The organism is Magnetospirillum sp. 15-1, assembly GCF_900184795.1.
Lineage (GTDB): Bacteria > Pseudomonadota > Alphaproteobacteria > Rhodospirillales > Magnetospirillaceae > Phaeospirillum.
Genome location: NZ_FXXN01000007.1, coordinates 1 through 17,461, shown reverse-complemented (window position 1 = coordinate 17,461; position 17,461 = coordinate 1). Strand labels below are relative to the sequence as shown.

Below are 17,461 nucleotides of genomic sequence, written 5' to 3'. Positions count from 1 at the left end.
GTCGGCCACCTGCTTTTGTTGTAGGCCAGTCGCCAACCACAGCAGGCATTCCCGTTCCTGGGAGGTGAGGGGGAACAACTCCCCCACATGGTCGCCACGCAGAGCCGTGTCGAAGGCGTTGGCGACAGCCGTCAACGTCATGCCGAATTCGGTCCATATCCGGTCGAACTCGCCCCACGACATGCCGCCGGCATGGAGGCCGATCAGTCCGGCGCCCAAGCCGCCGGCGAATCGCAGGGGAATGCTGACGCCGCAGGTAACGCCTAAATCCCAATCGATATCCAGGGATCGCCTAGCTTCGGGAGAGAGGTCGGGCAGGCGGCTAGTATCGCTCCACATCGTGGGGTTAGTTCCGGCGAAACCGGTCCGCACGAACACATCATGTGTTCGAGCACTCCTTCGCCGATCTTGGCATCGAGATAGCCGGGAACGAAGGAGTCGAGAATGGTCAGCTTTTTTTCCTTACCCTCGGGCAGGGCGCCAAATCCGTATTGCACGTTGGTGATGGAGCCGGTGTCCAGGTGGCGGCGCAGCCGCGACCAAAGATCGTCCACTCCCGCCGCCTGCCGGAAATCCTCGGCCGCCCCCTGGAGCATGCAGGGAGAGACAATGCTTTTTCCAATCACTGCGCCCTCCGCGCAGGCCGCAGGGCACCCCCCAGAAAAAGGGCGAACAGGAGAGCCGCACTCACCATCAGTCCTTGCGGATTGGCCCAATCCATCGCCATGCCGTGCAGAAGCGGGCCGAACAGATTGCCCAAGGCGTACAGCGTGCCGAAAGCGGCGTTGGCGGCGGCCAGCTCCGTCCCCTTGAAGCGGTCGGCCAACATCGCCAGGCTGATATTGTAGAGGGACCCGGCAAAGCCGCCCCACGCAATCATGACGACCAGCAGGACTTCCGGCGTCTGGACGGTTTGCGGAATGGCCGCCGGGATCACTAGGCTGTAGTGACAATTTAGGATTCCCTTGGCGCCCGAGATGTGATTCAAGACTGATTTTTGGAGGTCGGTCTTGGACGGCGAAGTTCTGCGCGATGATCAGTGGGAGCGGCTGCGGGAGTTTGTGCCCGGAGGCCGGAAGGGAAAGCGTGGCCCGCGTAGCGATGGCCGCCGCTTCTTCGACGCCATCCTGTGGGTGGCACGGTCTGGTGCGCGATGGCGAGATTTGCCGGAGAAGTTTGGCCCCTATCAGACGGCCAAACGCCGCTATTACCGCTGGATCGAGCAGGGCGTCTTCGACCGGATATTCGAGGCTGTGTCGGTTGATCCAGACCTTGAATGGATGATGATCGACGCCACCGTCATCCGAGCCAACGCGCAAGCCGCCGGGGCACGGCGTAAAAGGGGGGACCGCAAGCCCAGGCTCTTGGGCGTTCTCGGGGCGGCTTCGGAACCAAACTCCACGCCGTAGTCGATGCGCTGGGCTTGCCGGTTCGCTTCGAACTTGGCCCCGGCCAGCAGAATGACATGGCACCAGCCTGCGATCTGATCCGGGGATTGAAGGCCGATCAAGTCCTCGCCGACCGCGCCTATGACGCCGACCGATTGCATGACCTCATCCTCGACCAAGGCGGCGAGCCGGTCATTCCGCCGCGCCGCCATCGCAACTACCAGCACGCCTACGATCGGATCGCCTACAAGCAGCGATGGGGCATCGAGGGCTTCTTCGCAAAACTCAAGCAATGGCGCCGCGTCGCAACCCGATACGACAAGATCGCCGCCAATTTCCTGGGCTTCGTAAAGCTCGCCAGCATCATGTTCTGGCTCAAATGACTAAAATGTCACTACAGCCTAGTGAGTAGGGCGCCTGATGACCGCGCTCATCCCGATCCTGGGCGAATGCCCCTGGGCAGCCTTCCCGATATAAACGCAATATGATAGGTAGGTAGCTATTCTACCACCTGAGTTGCGTCATGGCGTTCTCCTCCGCAATAAGCGCGCTGCCCGTCGGTCCGGACCCGCTGCCCCTTACTCACTTGACCGATTATCAGCGATCACTGGCGATCCTTCAATCGGGGGAGATTTCCGCTCCAACGCCCTGCCCTGTTTTCAATGAAAACCTAGTATACGCTTTTTATGGTCGCCCGGCATACAGGGTGAACTTTTCAAACACAGACGCATATACGTCCGTATCGTATGCGCCCATATGTTTCATATTTAAGCCTGAAACCGCCTCTGCCAAAAGAGTGTTCCCCTTTGACAGTGGAGGATTTTCTCTATACAGGGCATCGCTTCACCACATAGATAAAGTGGATGATTTTTTGCTATCTGACCAATCCTGTGCGCAGAGACTGGTTGGAATGTTCTACGGCACCAATCTTTCATATTATGATATTCGGCCTTTGTCTTGGCTTACTTTTGGGGCTCTGGAGGTAGATGTTCAAAACTACTACAACTTAATTACAGGGGCTGCGCATGGCGGGGATGACCGGAACTCGGCGATTGAGTTCCAATTCGATGCGCCCTTATCGCTGTCTGGGAACCTCCTCGCTGTAATAATCCCGCATCAATTGGCTCAAGACGCCGCAGTGGCAGGCATTCTCTCGAAACTGAATGCCCTTCCCATCCCCTACAAACTCCCAGGCCGATATCGGCCAGTCGAGTTTTTGATGCAGTTTCGCGGTCTCGTGGAGGATTTTTATAGGCGGAGCGGCTATCTATGATGACAAGAAGCACGATCCCGCACCGCTTAGCCGCGATCTATAACCCGACGAAGACCTCTCCGGCGTTCGTATTTCCCGCATTTGTTTTTGCTGGGGCAAATACACATTACATCCAAAATCTGGATGCGGATGGGAACGTCGAGAGTTTTGAGCCATTGGACGTGAACCATGCGGAGCTAGTTTCCATCACCGATATTTCACCGGTTGTGAAAATCGGTGATCCCGCGATATGGGCGTTCCAGGTCGGGGATGGTGCGTTCCTAATTGGTGAAGAACAAGAGATTGTTCCTCAGCTAGATGAATTTCTTAATAATGGTGCCTTTCATGGGGCTCCGTTGACCGAGCTTGAGGTCGTTGAGTTTTGTAAGCGGGCGGACATGGTTCGACCTGCTCTCCAGAACTCGTTTAGTTATATGAGTCGTATATCTGAAAAGGCCGCCACATATTCCCGCCCGATCACCAAGCCGCATTCCCGCTATGTCAATTTCGCCGATTACGGCGACGCCGAAGGCTATCGTCAGCGGCAGGACGATCTGCGGCGGCATGCCTGCGAGCCGGACGAGCCGCCTTCCGCCGTCTAGAGCGGCGTGCCTCAAATATGAGGCGCGCCGCTCCAGCGCCCGTTGAGGGCGCGGCCAAGGGCGCGGATGCGCCCGCCCGGCGAGGGAAAATGATAGGGCCTATAGCGTGATGCACATTTTGGGCATCACGCTATAGGCCTCAGTCACTCATACCAATGGCCTATGGATTGCCGATCTCCTTGCATATCGCTATCCTTCAAGGGAGAGGGTTCTGACATAGGGGGCATGGTGCTCGGACCGGCAGCCCAGTTCGCCAACGACGCTATCCTGGTGATTGGCCTGGATGGCCGCCTGATGGAGGCCAATGAGCGGTTCTTGACGCTCTATGGCTATCGTCCCGAGGAGCTTTGCCATCTTTCCCTCGCCGATTTGCGCAGCGAGGCGGCCCGAATGAATCTGGACGCCGATCCCAGGCGGATCGATGAACTGGAGGCCATTACCTTCGAGACCGAGCATCGCCGCAAGGACGGATCGGTTTTTCCGGTGGAGGTGAGTACCCGCGTCCACGAGATGAATGGGGTTCGCTACAAGGTCAGCATCGTGCGCGACATCACCGCCGGCAAGGCCGCGATCAATCATATCGCCCGCCTCAACCGGCTGTTTCAGGCGGTGACCGCCGCTCATCAGGCACTGCTGCGCTCTACCACCAATGACGAGGTCTTCGGGCGGGTCTGCGCCGTGGCGACCGATTTCGGCATGAAGATGGCCTGGGTCGGGCTGACCGACGGCGACGTGGTCAGGCCGGCGAAATGGTCGGGTGACGGCAGCGACTATCTCGATGGTCTGGTCATCAGGCTCGATCCGGCCGACCCCCGCTCCTGGGGGCCGACCGGCACGGCCATCCGCCTGGGCAAGCACGTGATCTGCAACGACTTCCAGAACGATCCGCAGACGGCGCCCTGGCACGAGCGGGGGCGGCGCTACGGCTGGGGGGCGTCGGCCGCCTTTCCGCTGTTCCGCGGCGGCCTTCCTTGCGGCGCCCTGACCATATACAGCGCCCATATGGGCTACTTCGACGTGGACGAGGTGTGCCTGCTGGACGATCTGGCCGCCAACATCTCCTTCCTGCTCGACCAGATCGAGGTACGGCGCAAGAAGGACGAACTGGAGGCCCGGCTGCAGAAGAGTCTCGACAGTCTGGTCGACGCCAATATCGAGCTGGAACGCTTTTCCGAGATCTACTCCCATCACCTGCAGGAGCCGGTCCGCAACGTCGTCAGTTTCACTCAATTGCTGGAGCGCGAGCTTTCCGGAAAGCTCGATGCGGCGACCAAGGACATTCTGGCGACTATCATCGAGGCCGCCATGAAGATCCGGCAGCTCAACCTCGACCTGCTGGAATTTTCCCGCCTGCGTCACTCGCCGACCGCGCTGGGATCGGCCGATTGCGCGGCGGCCCTGCAATATGCCTGCGAGGAGCTTCAGGCCAGCCTGAAGCAGGCCAAGGCCGAGATCAGGATCAAGCCGCTTCCCGAGGTCCTGGGAAACGATCAGGAGTTGCGGCAGGTGTTCATCAACCTGCTGTCCAACGCCATCAAGTTCGCCGCACCCGACCGGCCGCCGGTAATCGAGGTGGAGGCGCGGGCCGAGGACGGGGGCTGGCACTTCACCATCCGCGACAACGGCATCGGCATCGACGAGCCCTATCTGGAAAAGGTCTTCGTGGTGTTCTCACGCCTGCATGTTCAGGCGGAATACCCCGGCACGGGAACCGGTCTGGCCATCACCCGCCGGATCATCGACCGGCACGGCGGGCGGATCTGGATGGACTCGCGACTGGGCGTCGGGACGACCGTTCACTTCTGGCTCCATCGGGCCGGGGAGCACGCCGCCGCTTCTACTGAGACGGCGTGAAGCGGGACGGGATGAGCCTGCGCATGCCGCCACCCACCACGGTCCGGAACCGGGGGCTGTGGAGGCAAATCCCTCCCAGCAGCCCGACGAAGCTTCCCAGGCAGGTATCGATTGACCTGCCTTGGAAATCTTCCTCCAGTTTGAAGTAGAGTCCGGCCCATCAGAGGACGGACGACATGAAGCGCAGCAGGTTCAGTGAAGAACAAATCATCGGCATCCTGAAGGAGCAGGAGGCCGGGGCGGGGACGGCGGATGTGTGCCGCCGGCACGGCATTTCGAGCGCCACTTTCTACAAATGGAAGGCCAAGTATGGCGGCCTGGAGGTGTCGGAGGCGCGGCGGCTGAAGGCGCTTGAGGATGAGACCCGAAGGGCAGCGCAGCAAACGCCCGGCTGAAGAAGCTGCTGGCGGAATCCATGCTGAACGAGGCCGCGCTCCGCGATCTTCTGGGAAAAAAATGGTAGGGCCCGCCGCCAAGCGGGAAGCTGTCGCCCATCTGCGGAATGCTTTCGAGATGAGCGAGCGTCGGGCCTGCTCGGTCATCGCAGCGGATCGCACCATGATCCGCTACCGCTCGATCCGGCCGGACGACAGGTGCCTTGCGCGACCGCCTGCGCGGGCTTGCCCAGGAGCGTCGCCGGTTCGGCTATCGACGGCTGTTCATCCTGCTGCGGCGCGACGGGGAGTCGTCAGGGATCACCCGCATCTACCGGCTTTACCGCGAGGAAGGGCTGGCGGTGCGCAAGCGCCGCACTCGGCGCAAGGCCGGCTTGATCGGCAAGCCCAGCGCGCCGATCCTGGTGGAGGCCAAGCCCAACGCCCGCTGGTCGCTGGATTTCGTCCATGACCAGTTGGACAACGGGCGGCGCTTCCGCGTGCTCAACATCGTCGACGACGTTGAGGACGCGGGAGTGCCTGGCTTCGGTGCCCGACACCTCGATCTCGGGCGTACGGGTGGTCCGCGAGCTGACGGCGCTGGTGGCCCGGTGCGGCAAGCCGGAGATGATCGTGTCCGACAACGGCACCGAGTTGACCAGCAACGCCGTGCTGAAATGGGCGCAGGACCACTGCATGCAATGGCACTACATCGCCCCCGGCAGGCCCATGCAGAACGGATTCGTCGAGAGCTTCAACGGCCGCATGCGCGACGAACTGCTCAACGAAACGGTGTTCACCAGCATGGCCCAGGCCCGCGCCGTCATCGCCACCTGGGTCGCCGACTACAACACGACCAGGCCGCACTCGGCCCTGGGCTACCAGACACCGGCGGCCCACGCTGCCAAACTCAAAGCAATGGGGCCGGCCTCTCCGCCCCTCCGGGGCTCCGAGCCCGGCCCCATTGCTCAGACCGCGCCACACGGCGTAACTTCGCCCAAGGCTCTACTTACGGCCGGATGAAACTTCCAAGGCAGGTCACCCGCGCTCATCCTCCCCAAGCCTTATACCAGCCTGCACTGACCAAGACTCATGCGGGAGATTTCCAGGATCACCCGGTATGATTCCATGGCGGGTCACGCCGGAGCACGACCGCATCCGGCGTGACCGCTTCCGTAGGGGGCCACGAAATCCCAAATACACAAGGCCGAGGGCTTTACCTCTGCCCATGTTGCTATCGCAGCCCATTTCGGGCATCAAAGTCAGACCGGACACAGTCTCCGGGCGGAAACACGTTCACGAACTGGTCATGCCCGCAGCGAGAAAAGAATGGCTCGGTTCCCTCGCACTCCACAACTGACCGGCCCTGACGTCGAGGCCAAGCGCGCTGAACTGCGAGCCTATTTCCATGCCTCGTTCGATGCCTACGAATCGCTGTTCCAGATCATCCAAGGGGACGAGGCCTATTACCGCAAGCCCATTACTCTGCGTCATCCTTTGATTTTTTATTTTGGCCACACCGCCACCTTTTTCATCAACAAGTTGATTTTGGCGAAGCTGATTGACCGGCGCATCAACCCCAGACTGGAATCCATCTTCGCCGTTGGCGTCGACGAGATGAGCTGGGACGACCTGGACGACACCAGCTACGACTGGCCAAGTGTCGCCGAGGTCGCGGCCTATCGCCGTGAAGTGCGCCAGGTCGTGGACAGGGTGATCCGTGAGACCCCCTTGTCCCTGCCCATCGGCTGGAACAACCCGTTTTGGGTGATCCTGATGGGTATCGAGCACGAACTGATCCACCTGGAAACCTCTTCGGTGCTGATACGCCAGCACGATCCGGCTCTTGTCCGGCCCCATCCGGCCTGGGCGCCTTGTCGCCACGCCGGCCCGGCCCCGGACAATTCCCTGGTCTCCATTCCCGCCGGTCGGGTCCGGCTGGGGCGCCGCTTCGACGAACCCGTCTATGGCTGGGATAACGAGTACGGCGAGCATATGGCCGATATTCCCGCTTTCCAGGCCGGCCGCCATCTGGTGAGCAACGGCGAGTTCCTTGGCTTCGTCGAGGCCGGAGGCTATGACGAAGGCCGCTATTGGGACGAGGAAGGACGCAACTGGAAGAGCTTCGCGCATCCCCGTCACCCCACCTTCTGGGTGCCCGATGGCCGCCATTGGAAGCTGCGCCTGTTGGCCGAGGAAGTGTCCATGCCCTGGAACTGGCCGGTGGAGGTCAACTGCCTGGAGGCACGCGCCTTCTGCCGTTGGCAGGCGGAGGTCACGGGGCGACCGTTCCGGCTGCCCACCGAGGACGAATGGAACCGCCTCTACGACCATGCCGGGCTGTCCGACGTGCCCCATGATTCCCCGGCCGACGGCAACCTGCACCTGGACCACTGGGCGTCCAGCTGTCCGGTCACCACTTTCGCCCATGGCGAGATGACCGACGTGGTGGGTAATGTCTGGCAGTGGTGCGAGACGCCCACCTACCCCTTCGATGGCTTTCGGGTCCACCCGCTCTACGACGACTTCACCGTTCCCACCTTCGATGATCGCCACGCCATCATCAAGGGGGGGAGCTGGATCTCGTGCGGCAACCAATCCCGGCGGGCGTCACGCTATGCCTTTCGCCGCCACTTCTTCCAGCACGCCGGCTTCCGCACCGTGGTGAGCGATACGCCGCCCCCCCGGCCGGCTTCGGCCTATGAGACCGACACCCTGGTGGCGCAGTACTGTGAATTCCACTATGGCGACGAGGCGTTCGGCGTTCCCAACTTCCCCAAGGCCCTGGCCGAGCTTGCGGAGGAGGCCCATGGCCGCCACGGCAACGGCCGCTTCGAGCGGGCATTGGACATGGGCTGCGCCACCGGCCGTGCGACCTTCGAACTGGCGCGCTCGTTCAATCGGGTGACGGGCATCGACTATTCGGCCCGCTTCATTCAAATCGGAGCCAGGCTGGCGGAGACCGGCCTGCTGCGCTACGCCATCCCCGACGAAGGAGAACTTTCCTCCTACCACGAGCGGCGGCTGGAGGCCCTCGGCCTCGCCGCGACCGCCGGGCGGGTGGAGTTCTGGCAGGCCGACGCCTGCAATCTGAAGGAAATCTTCACCGGTTTCGACCTGATCCTGGCGGCCAACCTGATCGACCGGCTGTACAGCCCGCGCCTGTTCCTGGGCGAGATGGCCAACCGCCTCAATGCCGGCGGCCTGCTGGTCCTGGCATCGCCCTACACCTGGCTGGAAGAGCATACCAAGCGCTCGGAATGGATCGGCGGCTTCAAGAAGGACGGGGAATCCTACACCACCCTGGACGGCCTGAAGGATCTGCTCCTTCCCCGTTTCGAGCTGGTCCAGGGGCCGCAGGCGGTGCCGTTCGTCATCCGGGAGACCCGGCGCAAGCACCAGCACACCCTCTCCGAGGTCACCGTCTGGCGGCGGCGCTAACCCCGCCGCAGAACCTTACCCACCGCCCGCCGCAGAACCGCCCGGTCGCGGCCCAGGGTCCAGCCTTCCAGATACTGGCGGTCGAGGCGAATGCGCTCGGCCAGATCGTCGGGATTGGTGCGCTCCACCTGCCACAGGCCAATCAGTCCCGGCCGCGCCGAATGGAGAAGGGCGGCGCTCGGCCCATAGGCCCCGACCTCCCACGGCAGCACGGGACGTGGGCCGATCAGGCTCATGTCGCCCTTCAGCACGTTGAGCAGTTGCGGCACCTCATCCAGGCCGGTGCGGCGGAGCCAGCCCCCCATGGGCAATAGCCGGGGCGGCGGACCAGACTCGGTCCCGTCGAGGCAGCGCAGCGAGGCGATGCCCAGTGGCGGCGGGTTAGCGGGCGTGCCGTAGACCGGCTCATCGCCCGCCAGACTGCGCAGGCGGAACATGGCGAATGGCCGCCCGCCCCGGCCCAGGCGGGTCTGCCGCACCAGGGCCGAGGCCCCGCTCTGCACGGAAATCAGCAGCGCCAGTGCCAGCAGCAAGGGGGCGGCCAGGATCAGCCCCCCCAGGCTGCCCGCGATGTCCATCAGCCGCTTGAGCGCCAGCTCGACCAGGGACGGCACCGGAAGCGGCGAAGGGGACGGCGTCCTCACCTCGGCGGCCGGTTCCTCGGGCGGGCGCGGCTCGCGCCCGAGGTATGGTTCCCACAGGTCGGTGAGCACCGGCAGGTTCCGGCGGATATCAAAGCGCTCGGCCCATTGGAAGGCCCGCTCGCGCATCTCCTCCGGCACCGGGCCGCGAACGATTTTCGCCGCCTCCTCCGCATCCTTCACCATGAAGCCCGCGTCGCCGATATACTCGGCCTGATCGGGGCGGATGGGGCGGAAGCAGACCCCGACGCCCGAGGCCCAGGCCTCGGCCAGGGCCACCGGCCATCCCACCAGGGGAAACTGGTCGTTGGTGAAATAGACCAGCCACTCATGCTCCTTGTAGACCCGGGGCATGTCGTGGAAATCCACCGGAATCTGGCAATTCACCCGCCCCCCGATCTCCTGGTTGAAGGCCTTCCAGCCCTCGGCCCGCTCGCCGATGGCATAGAGGTCGAAGGTCTTTTCCGGAACCAGCTTGGACAGGCGGATGAACTCGTCCATGCCCTTCTTGCGGCCGCCGGCTCCCAGATGCATGACGCCCTGGCCGTTGGGCGAGCGGTCATGAAAGCGCCGCACGTCCACCACCGGCAGGGCATCGACGATCTTGTCCGGCCGCACGCCGGCCCCTTCCAGCCAAGGGCGCGAAAAGGGGAAGGTGAGGATGCCCAGGCAACGCTCGTCCTCCACCAGCCGGGGCATCGCCTTCCAGCGCAACGGGTCGGGCCAGATCACATCGGGCGAATGGGTCCGAACCGTATAGGGACAGTCCAGCAGGACGGCCAGCGCCGCGATGCGCTCCAGGTCGGACAGGAAATGGCCGTGAACCATGCGCGGGCGGAAGCGCTCTTTCAGGAAGCCGATCACCCGGCGTTCGTTCTCCCGGGTGATCTGGATGTGGGGAATGTCGGTGTAGTGGGGAAAACGGCTGTAGGAGAAGGACAGCACCAGCACGTCGAAGCGTTCGCGCAGGGCCTCCACCTCCACCAGCGTGTAGGTCTGGGAGAGCTCGGGAAAGGTGTTGGCCAGCACCAGGATACGCGGTTTTTCCATATCACCTCCTCAATCGGGCCAGCCAGTGAGGGCGGAAAAAACGTCGTGGAATTTATCCGACCTTGAAATTAAACAAAATCAATAAGATAGGCCAACGGCATTTCAATAATATCGTGGAGACCCTGCCGAAAAAGCCCATTTTTCGGAGGAATGTCGCATCAGGGGGGCGGTTGAACTGCCGTTGCATGGTCGTTGCAACGCTGTTTAATCAGAGGGTTGGGGCTCTTTCAGGGAGAGCGCGCCATCCATTGGAGCACAACAAGGTCGGAACCGCCTATTCCGACCTTGGCGTTCCGTTCCGACCTAAAACGACCAGATAAAGCGAGAGGCACGCGATCTCACATCACTTGTCGCCTGGGGTTCCCCTCGATTCTGGAGGCGTCTGATCGTCTACGTGCCCAGAACCATGGGGATCATCGTCCTCATCCACGTACCCAGAAATCGCTGTTGTCCACCCATCAAACTTACATTCCACTTCCTTTGCCGCATCGGAAAGTGATAACTCCATCGCTGTCTCTAAAACCTTGAGCATATCAACCCTTGTCATCCCCTTCTTCAGGAAATGTGGCACAGCCTCTATTGTCCTAAGGTACGATACCGTTATTGTTGCCGTGAATGTTTCGTGAAGCTCTATTAACGCAAGTAGAGGCAATGACCTTCCACTCCTGCGAATTACATCTTCGTTTGTTTTATCGGCGTAATCAAATGCCATGGCTCGAATTATGTCCACCGCCTCATTATCATTAAGTGGCAAGGCTGACATTTCGGGCTGAAAGGCGTCACTTTCAATCTTTATAGCTTCTGGGTGGAAGTAATCGCCATGCTCATTCCCAAGAAGGACCCAGTTTATATCTATTCCTTTAGTGGCAAATTTCTGCAAGGCATCCGCTCCAGGAAGCCTAGCGCCAGCGATATAATCTTGAAGGGTACGGTATGGTATTCCGACCTCTTTAGAAAATATTTTAAGCGACCACTTTGCGTGCTTGGGCGTGTAATCTGAGGCGCACAGCGCTATCGCGTGCTTAAGCCTCTCGGCAATGCCGGATTTGGCGTTTTTTTCTTCCATGGCACGCAAACTCGCGTTATCTTGTTCGTATGGAACATGACGATACCACAATCGCAACGCAATTGCACCCAGCCCCTGGAGAAGGGCTGCTCCGGGATATCCGGGCCGCTTTCGTCAAGAAAGGGGGCTCGCTTGGTGCATGGTGCAAGGAAAACGGCGTCCATCGTCAGAATGCACGCGATTGCCTGCTCGGAAAGTGGAACGGCCCAAGGGCCATCCAACTCCGTGCTAGGCTGGTGGCGATCACCCTTCGAGGTGACGAATGAACGCAATAGCGTGCCACAGCATCTCCGCCGCCGAGCTTTGCGGCCTCCCAACCGGCATCAGCGCGACCGACACCTTTCCGCAGTCCGGCCGTGGGGTCCGGCTACATCTTAAGCGATTTGGCTACCCCACCGTTTCCGTCCCAAGCAACGGAGGTGAGGCTGTTGCTGTTCGCTGGGAAGACCTTCGACCAGAAACCCAGGTGGCCTACCTCCAGCGCGCCCATGGAGTTACCCAGGATGACGGCCCCGATCAAACGCTTTGGTCTGAGTTTGGCCGCAAGTCTCTGACAGTCCAGGAGGGTGCCAAGCGCGCATTGTTCGCCCTGGCGGCATTCGATGAGAAGGTCTCCCAGGGAAGAAGCAATAAGGCCGCGACCGATGAGGTCTGTGAAGAAACAGGCTTCAGCCCCGCCTATATCTACAAAATTAGAGCCAAAGTTCGCGACGTTGCTCGTGCAAACTGGCTTCCAGTCCTTGCCGCAAACTATACGGGCGGTCGCCCACGCACGGAAATGTCCGAGGAAGCCTGGACGTATTGCCTTTCCGTCCTTCAGGAAGGCAGTAAGCGCCTGCCGCTGTCCAAAGCCTATCGGAAGACCGCAGAGGCGGCGGCAGTGTTCGACTGGGACTGGCCTTGCTATGGCACGGTGCGCAATCGGTGGGAAGAGCTTCCCGCCGGGGAAAAAGCGCTCATCAAGAGCGGCGACAAGGCGTTGGATAAGACCATCCCGCCGATGAAGCGCTCTGTGGCGCATCTCCAGGCCATGCAGATCATCAACCTCGATGGGCGTCAGACGGATTACTTCGTCCGCTGGAAAGATGGCACCAGTAGCCGCGCCATCGTCATCGCCCTTCAGGATGTCTACAGCCGCTATATCCTGGACTGGCGGTTCGCCAAAACCGAGGATGCGGACACCACTAAGGCCGTCATCCTTGATGTCATCGACCGCTTCGGCCTGTTCGACGAACTGCGCACCGACAATGGCCGCGCCTTCGCCAGCAAGAAGATTTCCGGCGGGGCCAAGACCCGTTTCCGGGGCCGGAACAAGGGCGATGACGAGGAACTGGGCATCATCACCCTGATCGGGGCAAAGATCGGCTTTGCCAAACCACGCCGGGGCCAGTCCAAGCCCATCGAACGCGGCTTTCGCGACGTGGCCGAGCAGATCGACACGCTCCCTGAATTCAAGGGAGCCTATTGCGGCCACAGGCCGGACGCTAAGCCGGAAGAGTTCACCGGCACCCCGGTTGACATTGATGTGGCGGAGGCCGTCTACCAGCGCGAATTGCGCACCCACAATGAACAGGTAGGCCGTCGCACTGAAATGGCGAAGGGCAAGCTCTCATTCACTCAGGTGTTCGAGGAAAGCTACAAGCAACGCCCGCGCCGCGACCTCACTCAAGCCCAGCGGGCGTTCTTCATGTTCGATATGGCCTATTTGAAGCCCCAAAAGGATACCGGAGCCTTGTCTAAGGATGGCTTCACTTGGTGGTCGCGGGAACATCAGGACGCCTTGCTCAAGCATCGCAACGGCAAGCTCTGCGTGCTGTTCGACCCCAATGACCGTAGCAAGCCGGTCATCGTCCATGATGCCCAGGGCAACGTCATCGTCGAAAGCCTGCCCTGCCTCAAGGTTGGCAAGTTCGACAGCACCGAGGACGCCCGCCAGCACGAGCGCGGCAAGGCCCAGATCAAGGCCGCCGCCAAGCGCGAGTTGAAGGGCCGGAAGCTGATGGTTGGTGCGCAACTCGCCAACATCCAAAAACGGGTTGATGACGCGCGGCCCGATCCGGTGCCGCCGGTCTCTCAAACCAACATCTCCAAGCCGCTGTTCGGCACCCCCGGCATGAAGGCGAAACCCGTCGCTCCGGACACGTCGGCATGCCCCACGCCAGCGGCTTTGGCGTTCGGCCCGGCATGGCCTCACCGCGCCAGGTCGAACTGATCCGTGACCTATGGAGCGAATACAAGGGCGAGGACGCCAGCGACTTGAACTTGGGTCACTGGCTGGAACGCACCTTCCATCGTTCGTCCATCCGCTTTCTCGGCTACGACGAGGCTCAGAAGGTGATTGGTGCACTGAAGATGATGAAGGCCAGGAACTTCGACAGGAAGCCGCAGGACGGGGGAAAGAGAAATTCCGGCACTCCGTCATCCCGGAAGGGGAAACGGGCGTCTAACCCCGTTGCAGACCCGTTTAACGGCGATGTTTCGACGCAATAGGGTGAAAAGGGTTCGGTCTGGGAGGCTGTTTCTCGTCCAGTTCTCAGACCGCCCCAACGCATTTCCCGCCCTTGTCCCGCTGGATACTGAACTGGTTCAGCAAGTAGGGGCCGTCAAGGGTGAAGTAGTACAGTGCCCATGACCACCTTGCGAGACAGATACGGCTACGTTCCTCATGCCGCCATGGTCCTAATCGAGGATTACGGCGAGGAATTCGCAATGTCCGTGGTCTCGAAGTGTGGTGGCATAAAAATCAACGCGGCCTCGTTAAGTAAGAAAAACAAGCTGTATGCGCTTCTTCCAAAGGAAGACGCAGAGAAGGTCATTGACGCTTTTCGGCGGCGCAACTTCATCTGCATTGACATTCCGACGATGCACTCGTTCCGGAAAGTCAGGAATAAGCACGAAGCCATCAAACTGAGAGAGGCCGGTAAATCCGTGTGGGAAATCGCCATTTCCCTCGGGATTACCGAAAGGCACGTCTACAACCTTCTGAGGGCTTCATGACCACCGAACTGATCGCAACTTGTTCCATGACCCTCGCCGCCGGAGCGCCCGACAGGGTTCACCTGCTGCCCTTCGGCACCGTCCAGGGCCGCGATGGGCGCGGGCCGTACACCGTCCGGGACAAGGCCCATGCTGCCCAGGTGATCGCCGCCACCAAGGCGCACCAGCGCGGCGCCGATCTGCCGGTGGACTACGAACACCAGAACCAGTTGGCGCCGCCGCACGTCAAGCCGCGCCCCGCCGCAGGGTGGGTGAAGTGGGACAGCCTTGAGATTGGACCCAACGGCATCTGGGGGCGGGTCGAATGGACGGCCACGGCGGCGCAGCATTTGGGCGAGCGCGCCTATCGCTACCTCTCTCCCGTCTTCAACCACACCCAAGACGGCACCGTCCTCCGCATTGTCGGCGCCGCCCTGACCAACTTCCCGAACCTTGCCGAAATCACCGCCCTCGCCAGCCAAGGAGCAACCATGCCCGGCTATACCCTGACCAGCGCCAAGGCCCTCATGGGCATGGCCGCCGCCGATGACGCGACTTTCCTCAAATGCTGTGGCGACCTCGCCAAGCTCACCAAGGCGTTCGTGACGCAACTCGGCTTGCCCGCCGAAACCGACGCCGCCGGTCTGCTGGATGCCCTCATGCAGAAGGCCAAGAACCCGCCCGCCGTCGCCACCGCCTCCCAGACGCCCGAGATGGCGGCTACGCTGGAAGCCCTTCAGGCCGTCGCCAGCCAAGCGGAGACCTACCGCCAGCAGCTTTCACAGGCCCAGGTGGACAAGGCGGTGTCGGACGCCATGGGCGCCGGTCAGATTTCCCCGGCCATGCGGGATTGGGCCACCGCCCTCGCCAGTCAGGCGCCGGATTCCTTCGATACCTTCGTGAAGACCATGCCGCCGATCTTCGCCAATCTGTTCAAGTCCGACTTCGAAGGACGCCCGGCCATGCCTCCGACCGATGATGCAAGCTGCGGCCTTTCCGCTGGTCAGCTCGCCGTATGCAGCCAAATGGGCGTGTCGCCTGAAGACTACCGCAAGAACCTGAAAGGCTAAGCCATCATGCTCGTTTCCCGCTCTGGCGCCTCGCTCGACCACATCTTCACCGGCTTCAAAACCAACTTCAACAAGGGGTTTGAAGGGGCTAAGTCCACCATTTCCACCATCGCCATGGAAGTTCCCAGCACTGCGAGCGAAGAAAACTACGCTTGGCTGGGCAACTTCCCGATGATCCGGGAATGGGTTGGTGATCGCATCATCCAGAACCTTTCCGCCTGGATGTACACGATCAAGAACAAGAATTTCGAAATGACCGTCAAGGTCTCCGGCAACCAGATGGAGGATGACCAATACGGTCTATTTTCTCCGCTGATGCTGGAGATGGGGCGCGAAGCCGCCATTCACCCCGACCGCATGGCCTACGCCCTGCTCAAGGACGGCTTCGCCAATCTCTGCTACGACGGTCAGAATTTCTTCGACACGGACCACCCCGTTGAAGGTGAGGACGGCGCGGTGTTGACGATCAGCAACATGCAGGCGGGCGCCGGTCCGGCCTGGTTCCTGATCGACGCCAGCCGCCAAATCCGTCCGCTGGTCTATCAGAAGCGCCGCCCCTATCGGTTCGTCAGCCTGGACAAGCCGAATGACGAGGGCGTGTTCTGGCGCAACGAATATGTCTATGGCTGTGACGGTCGCTCGAACGTGGGCTTTGGCCTGTGGCAACTCGCCTTCGGCAGCAAAGCCGAACTGACCCACGAGAATTACGAGGCGGCGCGCACCGCCATGGCCTCGCTCACCAAGGACGGCGGCGCCAAACTGGGCATCACGCCGACGCACCTGGTCGTGCCGCAGGAGTTGGAGGGCGCCGCTCGCCGCGTGGTCAAGAACGGCACCCGCGTCATCACCGTGGGAACCGAAGCCGCACCCCAGGACGTGGTGATTTCCAACGAGTGGCAAGATACCGCCGATCTGCTGGTGTCGGCTTACCTGTAGGCGGGATGGTGGCGATGACGGAGATCCCTAACATCGCCCTATTTCCCGGCTTGCTGGGAACGCTGGCGCGTGCCGGGTATGCGGAAGATGCAATAAAATTGGCGGCGGCGTGGGGTGGAACCAAACACTACATCCCAGGCAAACCAACAGCGGCATGCAACATTTGCAAGGTGATCAGCTTAGAGGCCGCCCTGGTGCTGGCCGAATCCTACGGCGACAGACCGCATGACATTCCCCTGTTGTCTGGCCTCGGAGATAAGAAGTTGGCCTTACGGCATGTTAGGCCGTAAACTCATAAACAGGCTTCCCCTTCGTCGCGCGTCGTGATTCAACGATTCCCTCTGGCACGGAGGGCATTGATGGCACGGCGGCGGTACGAGTTGACGGATCACGAATGGTCGATCATCGAGCCCTTGCTTCCGAACAAGCCTCGCGGCGTGCCTCGGGTTGATGACCGTCGGGTCCTGAACGGTATCCTGTGGCGGTTCCGCACGGGCTCGCCTTGGGCGGAAGTTCCCGAGCGCTACGGCCCATCGACCACCTGCTACAACCGGTTCGTCCGCTGGCGCAAGGCGGGCGTCTGGGACCGGCTTCTGGAGGAAATCTCCAAGGCTTACGATGGCGACATCATCATGATCGACTCGACCTGTGTCCGCGTTCACCAACACGGGGCCACGGGAAAAAAGGGGCTCTCGACGATGGCATGAAAATTCTCCAAACCCTACCGGAAGGAGTCCGGTTATTGCTGAAAGCCGACTGTATGGTAAGGGGATTTTCCTGGTGTCGATCATTTGGCGATTATCGCGATCGA

The 17,461-nt window shown here is 61.2% G+C and carries 13 protein-coding genes and 4 pseudogenes; 13 read left to right on the top strand and 4 right to left on the bottom strand.

The features are described from left to right. Together CP958_RS25660 and CP958_RS00390 are read right to left on the bottom strand one after the other, a co-directional pair. A pseudogene (locus tag CP958_RS25660) lies at positions 1-381 on the bottom strand (autoinducer binding domain-containing protein); the annotation flags it as partial. A 241-nt stretch (positions 382-622) separates the two neighbouring features. Continuing rightward, a complete protein-coding gene (locus CP958_RS00390) occupies positions 623-988 on the bottom strand; it encodes an MFS transporter (RefSeq protein ID WP_141400361.1) in 366 nt (121 codons plus the stop codon). Positions 989-1,010: 22 nt separating this feature from the next. On the opposite strand from CP958_RS00390, the gene CP958_RS00385 reads away from it, so the two are divergent. From CP958_RS00385 to ovoA, 6 genes and pseudogenes are all read left to right on the top strand, one after another. Further along, positions 1,011-1,771, top strand: a protein-coding gene (locus CP958_RS00385) for an IS5 family transposase (protein WP_096700057.1) whose coding sequence is annotated in 2 segments (ribosomal slippage) — positions 1,011-1,338 and positions 1,338-1,771 — 762 coding nt in all. Because the reading frame shifts where the segments join, the coding sequence is not laid out codon by codon here. Between the two features lie 140 nt (positions 1,772-1,911). Next, positions 1,912-2,661 carry a hypothetical protein gene (locus tag CP958_RS25655; protein WP_141400360.1) on the top strand — a complete coding sequence of 250 codons (750 nt, stop codon included), beginning with the start codon at positions 1,912-1,914 and terminating at the stop codon, positions 2,659-2,661. Next, positions 2,658-3,242 carry a hypothetical protein gene (locus CP958_RS25650; RefSeq protein WP_141400359.1) on the top strand — a complete coding sequence of 195 codons (585 nt, stop codon included), beginning with the start codon at positions 2,658-2,660 and terminating at the stop codon, positions 3,240-3,242. The genes CP958_RS25655 and CP958_RS25650 overlap by 4 nt, the downstream gene beginning before the upstream one ends. 225 nt (positions 3,243-3,467) lie before the next feature. Continuing rightward, positions 3,468-5,096 (top strand): ATP-binding protein, encoded by a 1,629-nt coding sequence (locus tag CP958_RS00375; protein WP_170958774.1) that lies wholly within the window; start codon positions 3,468-3,470, stop codon positions 5,094-5,096. A gap of 176 nt (positions 5,097-5,272) precedes the next feature. After that, a pseudogene (locus tag CP958_RS00370) lies at positions 5,273-6,493 on the top strand (IS3 family transposase). A 306-nt stretch (positions 6,494-6,799) separates the two neighbouring features. After that, positions 6,800-8,911 (top strand): 5-histidylcysteine sulfoxide synthase, encoded by a 2,112-nt coding sequence (gene ovoA, locus CP958_RS00365; RefSeq protein ID WP_096700054.1) that lies wholly within the window; start codon positions 6,800-6,802, stop codon positions 8,909-8,911. Here the strand turns inward: ovoA and CP958_RS27275 are convergent. Together CP958_RS27275 and CP958_RS25640 are read right to left on the bottom strand one after the other, a co-directional pair. Beyond that, positions 8,908-10,602, bottom strand: coding sequence for a sugar transferase (locus CP958_RS27275; RefSeq protein WP_096700053.1), 1,695 nt, complete (start codon positions 10,600-10,602; stop codon positions 8,908-8,910). The genes ovoA and CP958_RS27275 overlap by 4 nt on opposite strands. Positions 10,603-10,945: 343 nt before the next feature. Continuing rightward, positions 10,946-11,668, bottom strand: a complete 723-nt coding sequence (locus CP958_RS25640) for a helix-turn-helix transcriptional regulator (RefSeq protein ID WP_141400358.1) — start codon at positions 11,666-11,668, stop codon at positions 10,946-10,948. Between the two features lie 262 nt (positions 11,669-11,930). Here CP958_RS25640 and CP958_RS00355 point away from each other — a divergent pair, with 262 nt between their 5' ends. The 7 genes and pseudogenes from CP958_RS00355 to CP958_RS00325 form a co-directional block, all read left to right on the top strand. Next, positions 11,931-13,880, top strand: coding sequence for a transposase domain-containing protein (locus CP958_RS00355; protein WP_096700052.1), 1,950 nt, complete (start codon positions 11,931-11,933; stop codon positions 13,878-13,880). Then, positions 13,796-14,158: pseudogene (locus CP958_RS00350) on the top strand (phage protein GemA/Gp16 family protein); the annotation flags it as partial. The gene CP958_RS00355 and the pseudogene CP958_RS00350, both read left to right, overlap by 85 nt. A 138-nt stretch (positions 14,159-14,296) precedes the next feature. Then, positions 14,297-14,665 carry a helix-turn-helix domain-containing protein gene (locus CP958_RS00345; RefSeq protein WP_141400357.1) on the top strand — a complete coding sequence of 123 codons (369 nt, stop codon included), beginning with the start codon at positions 14,297-14,299 and terminating at the stop codon, positions 14,663-14,665. Next, entirely contained in the window at positions 14,662-15,714 is a 1,053-nt protein-coding gene (locus tag CP958_RS00340; protein WP_096700049.1) for a phage protease, read from the top strand. Before CP958_RS00345 ends, CP958_RS00340 begins: the two co-directional genes overlap by 4 nt. 6 nt (positions 15,715-15,720) lie before the next feature. Next, on the top strand, positions 15,721-16,650 hold the full coding sequence (locus CP958_RS00335) for a Mu-like prophage major head subunit gpT family protein (protein WP_096700048.1): 930 nt from the start codon (positions 15,721-15,723) through the stop codon (positions 16,648-16,650). Between the two features lie 14 nt (positions 16,651-16,664). Then, complete coding sequence (locus tag CP958_RS00330; RefSeq protein WP_141400356.1) at positions 16,665-16,940, top strand: hypothetical protein; 276 nt, start codon at positions 16,665-16,667, stop codon at positions 16,938-16,940. Between the two features lie 69 nt (positions 16,941-17,009). Then, positions 17,010-17,339: pseudogene (locus CP958_RS00325) on the top strand (IS5 family transposase); the annotation flags it as partial. Positions 17,340-17,461: the final 122 nt, after the last annotated feature.

Coding starts and splice junctions, on each gene's coding strand:
- CP958_RS00375 (WP_170958774.1), top strand. CDS start 3,468: ATGGTGCTCGGACCGGCAGCCCAGTTCGCCAACGACGCTATCCTGGTG.
- CP958_RS00330 (WP_141400356.1), top strand. CDS start 16,665: ATGACGGAGATCCCTAACATCGCCCTATTTCCCGGCTTGCTGGGAACG.
- CP958_RS00335 (WP_096700048.1), top strand. CDS start 15,721: ATGCTCGTTTCCCGCTCTGGCGCCTCGCTCGACCACATCTTCACCGGC.
- CP958_RS00355 (WP_096700052.1), top strand. CDS start 11,931: ATGAACGCAATAGCGTGCCACAGCATCTCCGCCGCCGAGCTTTGCGGC.
- ovoA (WP_096700054.1), top strand. CDS start 6,800: ATGGCTCGGTTCCCTCGCACTCCACAACTGACCGGCCCTGACGTCGAG.
- CP958_RS25655 (WP_141400360.1), top strand. CDS start 1,912: ATGGCGTTCTCCTCCGCAATAAGCGCGCTGCCCGTCGGTCCGGACCCG.
- CP958_RS00345 (WP_141400357.1), top strand. CDS start 14,297: ATGACCACCTTGCGAGACAGATACGGCTACGTTCCTCATGCCGCCATG.
- CP958_RS25650 (WP_141400359.1), top strand. CDS start 2,658: ATGATGACAAGAAGCACGATCCCGCACCGCTTAGCCGCGATCTATAAC.
- CP958_RS00340 (WP_096700049.1), top strand. CDS start 14,662: ATGACCACCGAACTGATCGCAACTTGTTCCATGACCCTCGCCGCCGGA.
- CP958_RS27275 (WP_096700053.1), bottom strand. CDS start 10,602: ATGGAAAAACCGCGTATCCTGGTGCTGGCCAACACCTTTCCCGAGCTC.
- CP958_RS25640 (WP_141400358.1), bottom strand. CDS start 11,668: ATGGAAGAAAAAAACGCCAAATCCGGCATTGCCGAGAGGCTTAAGCAC.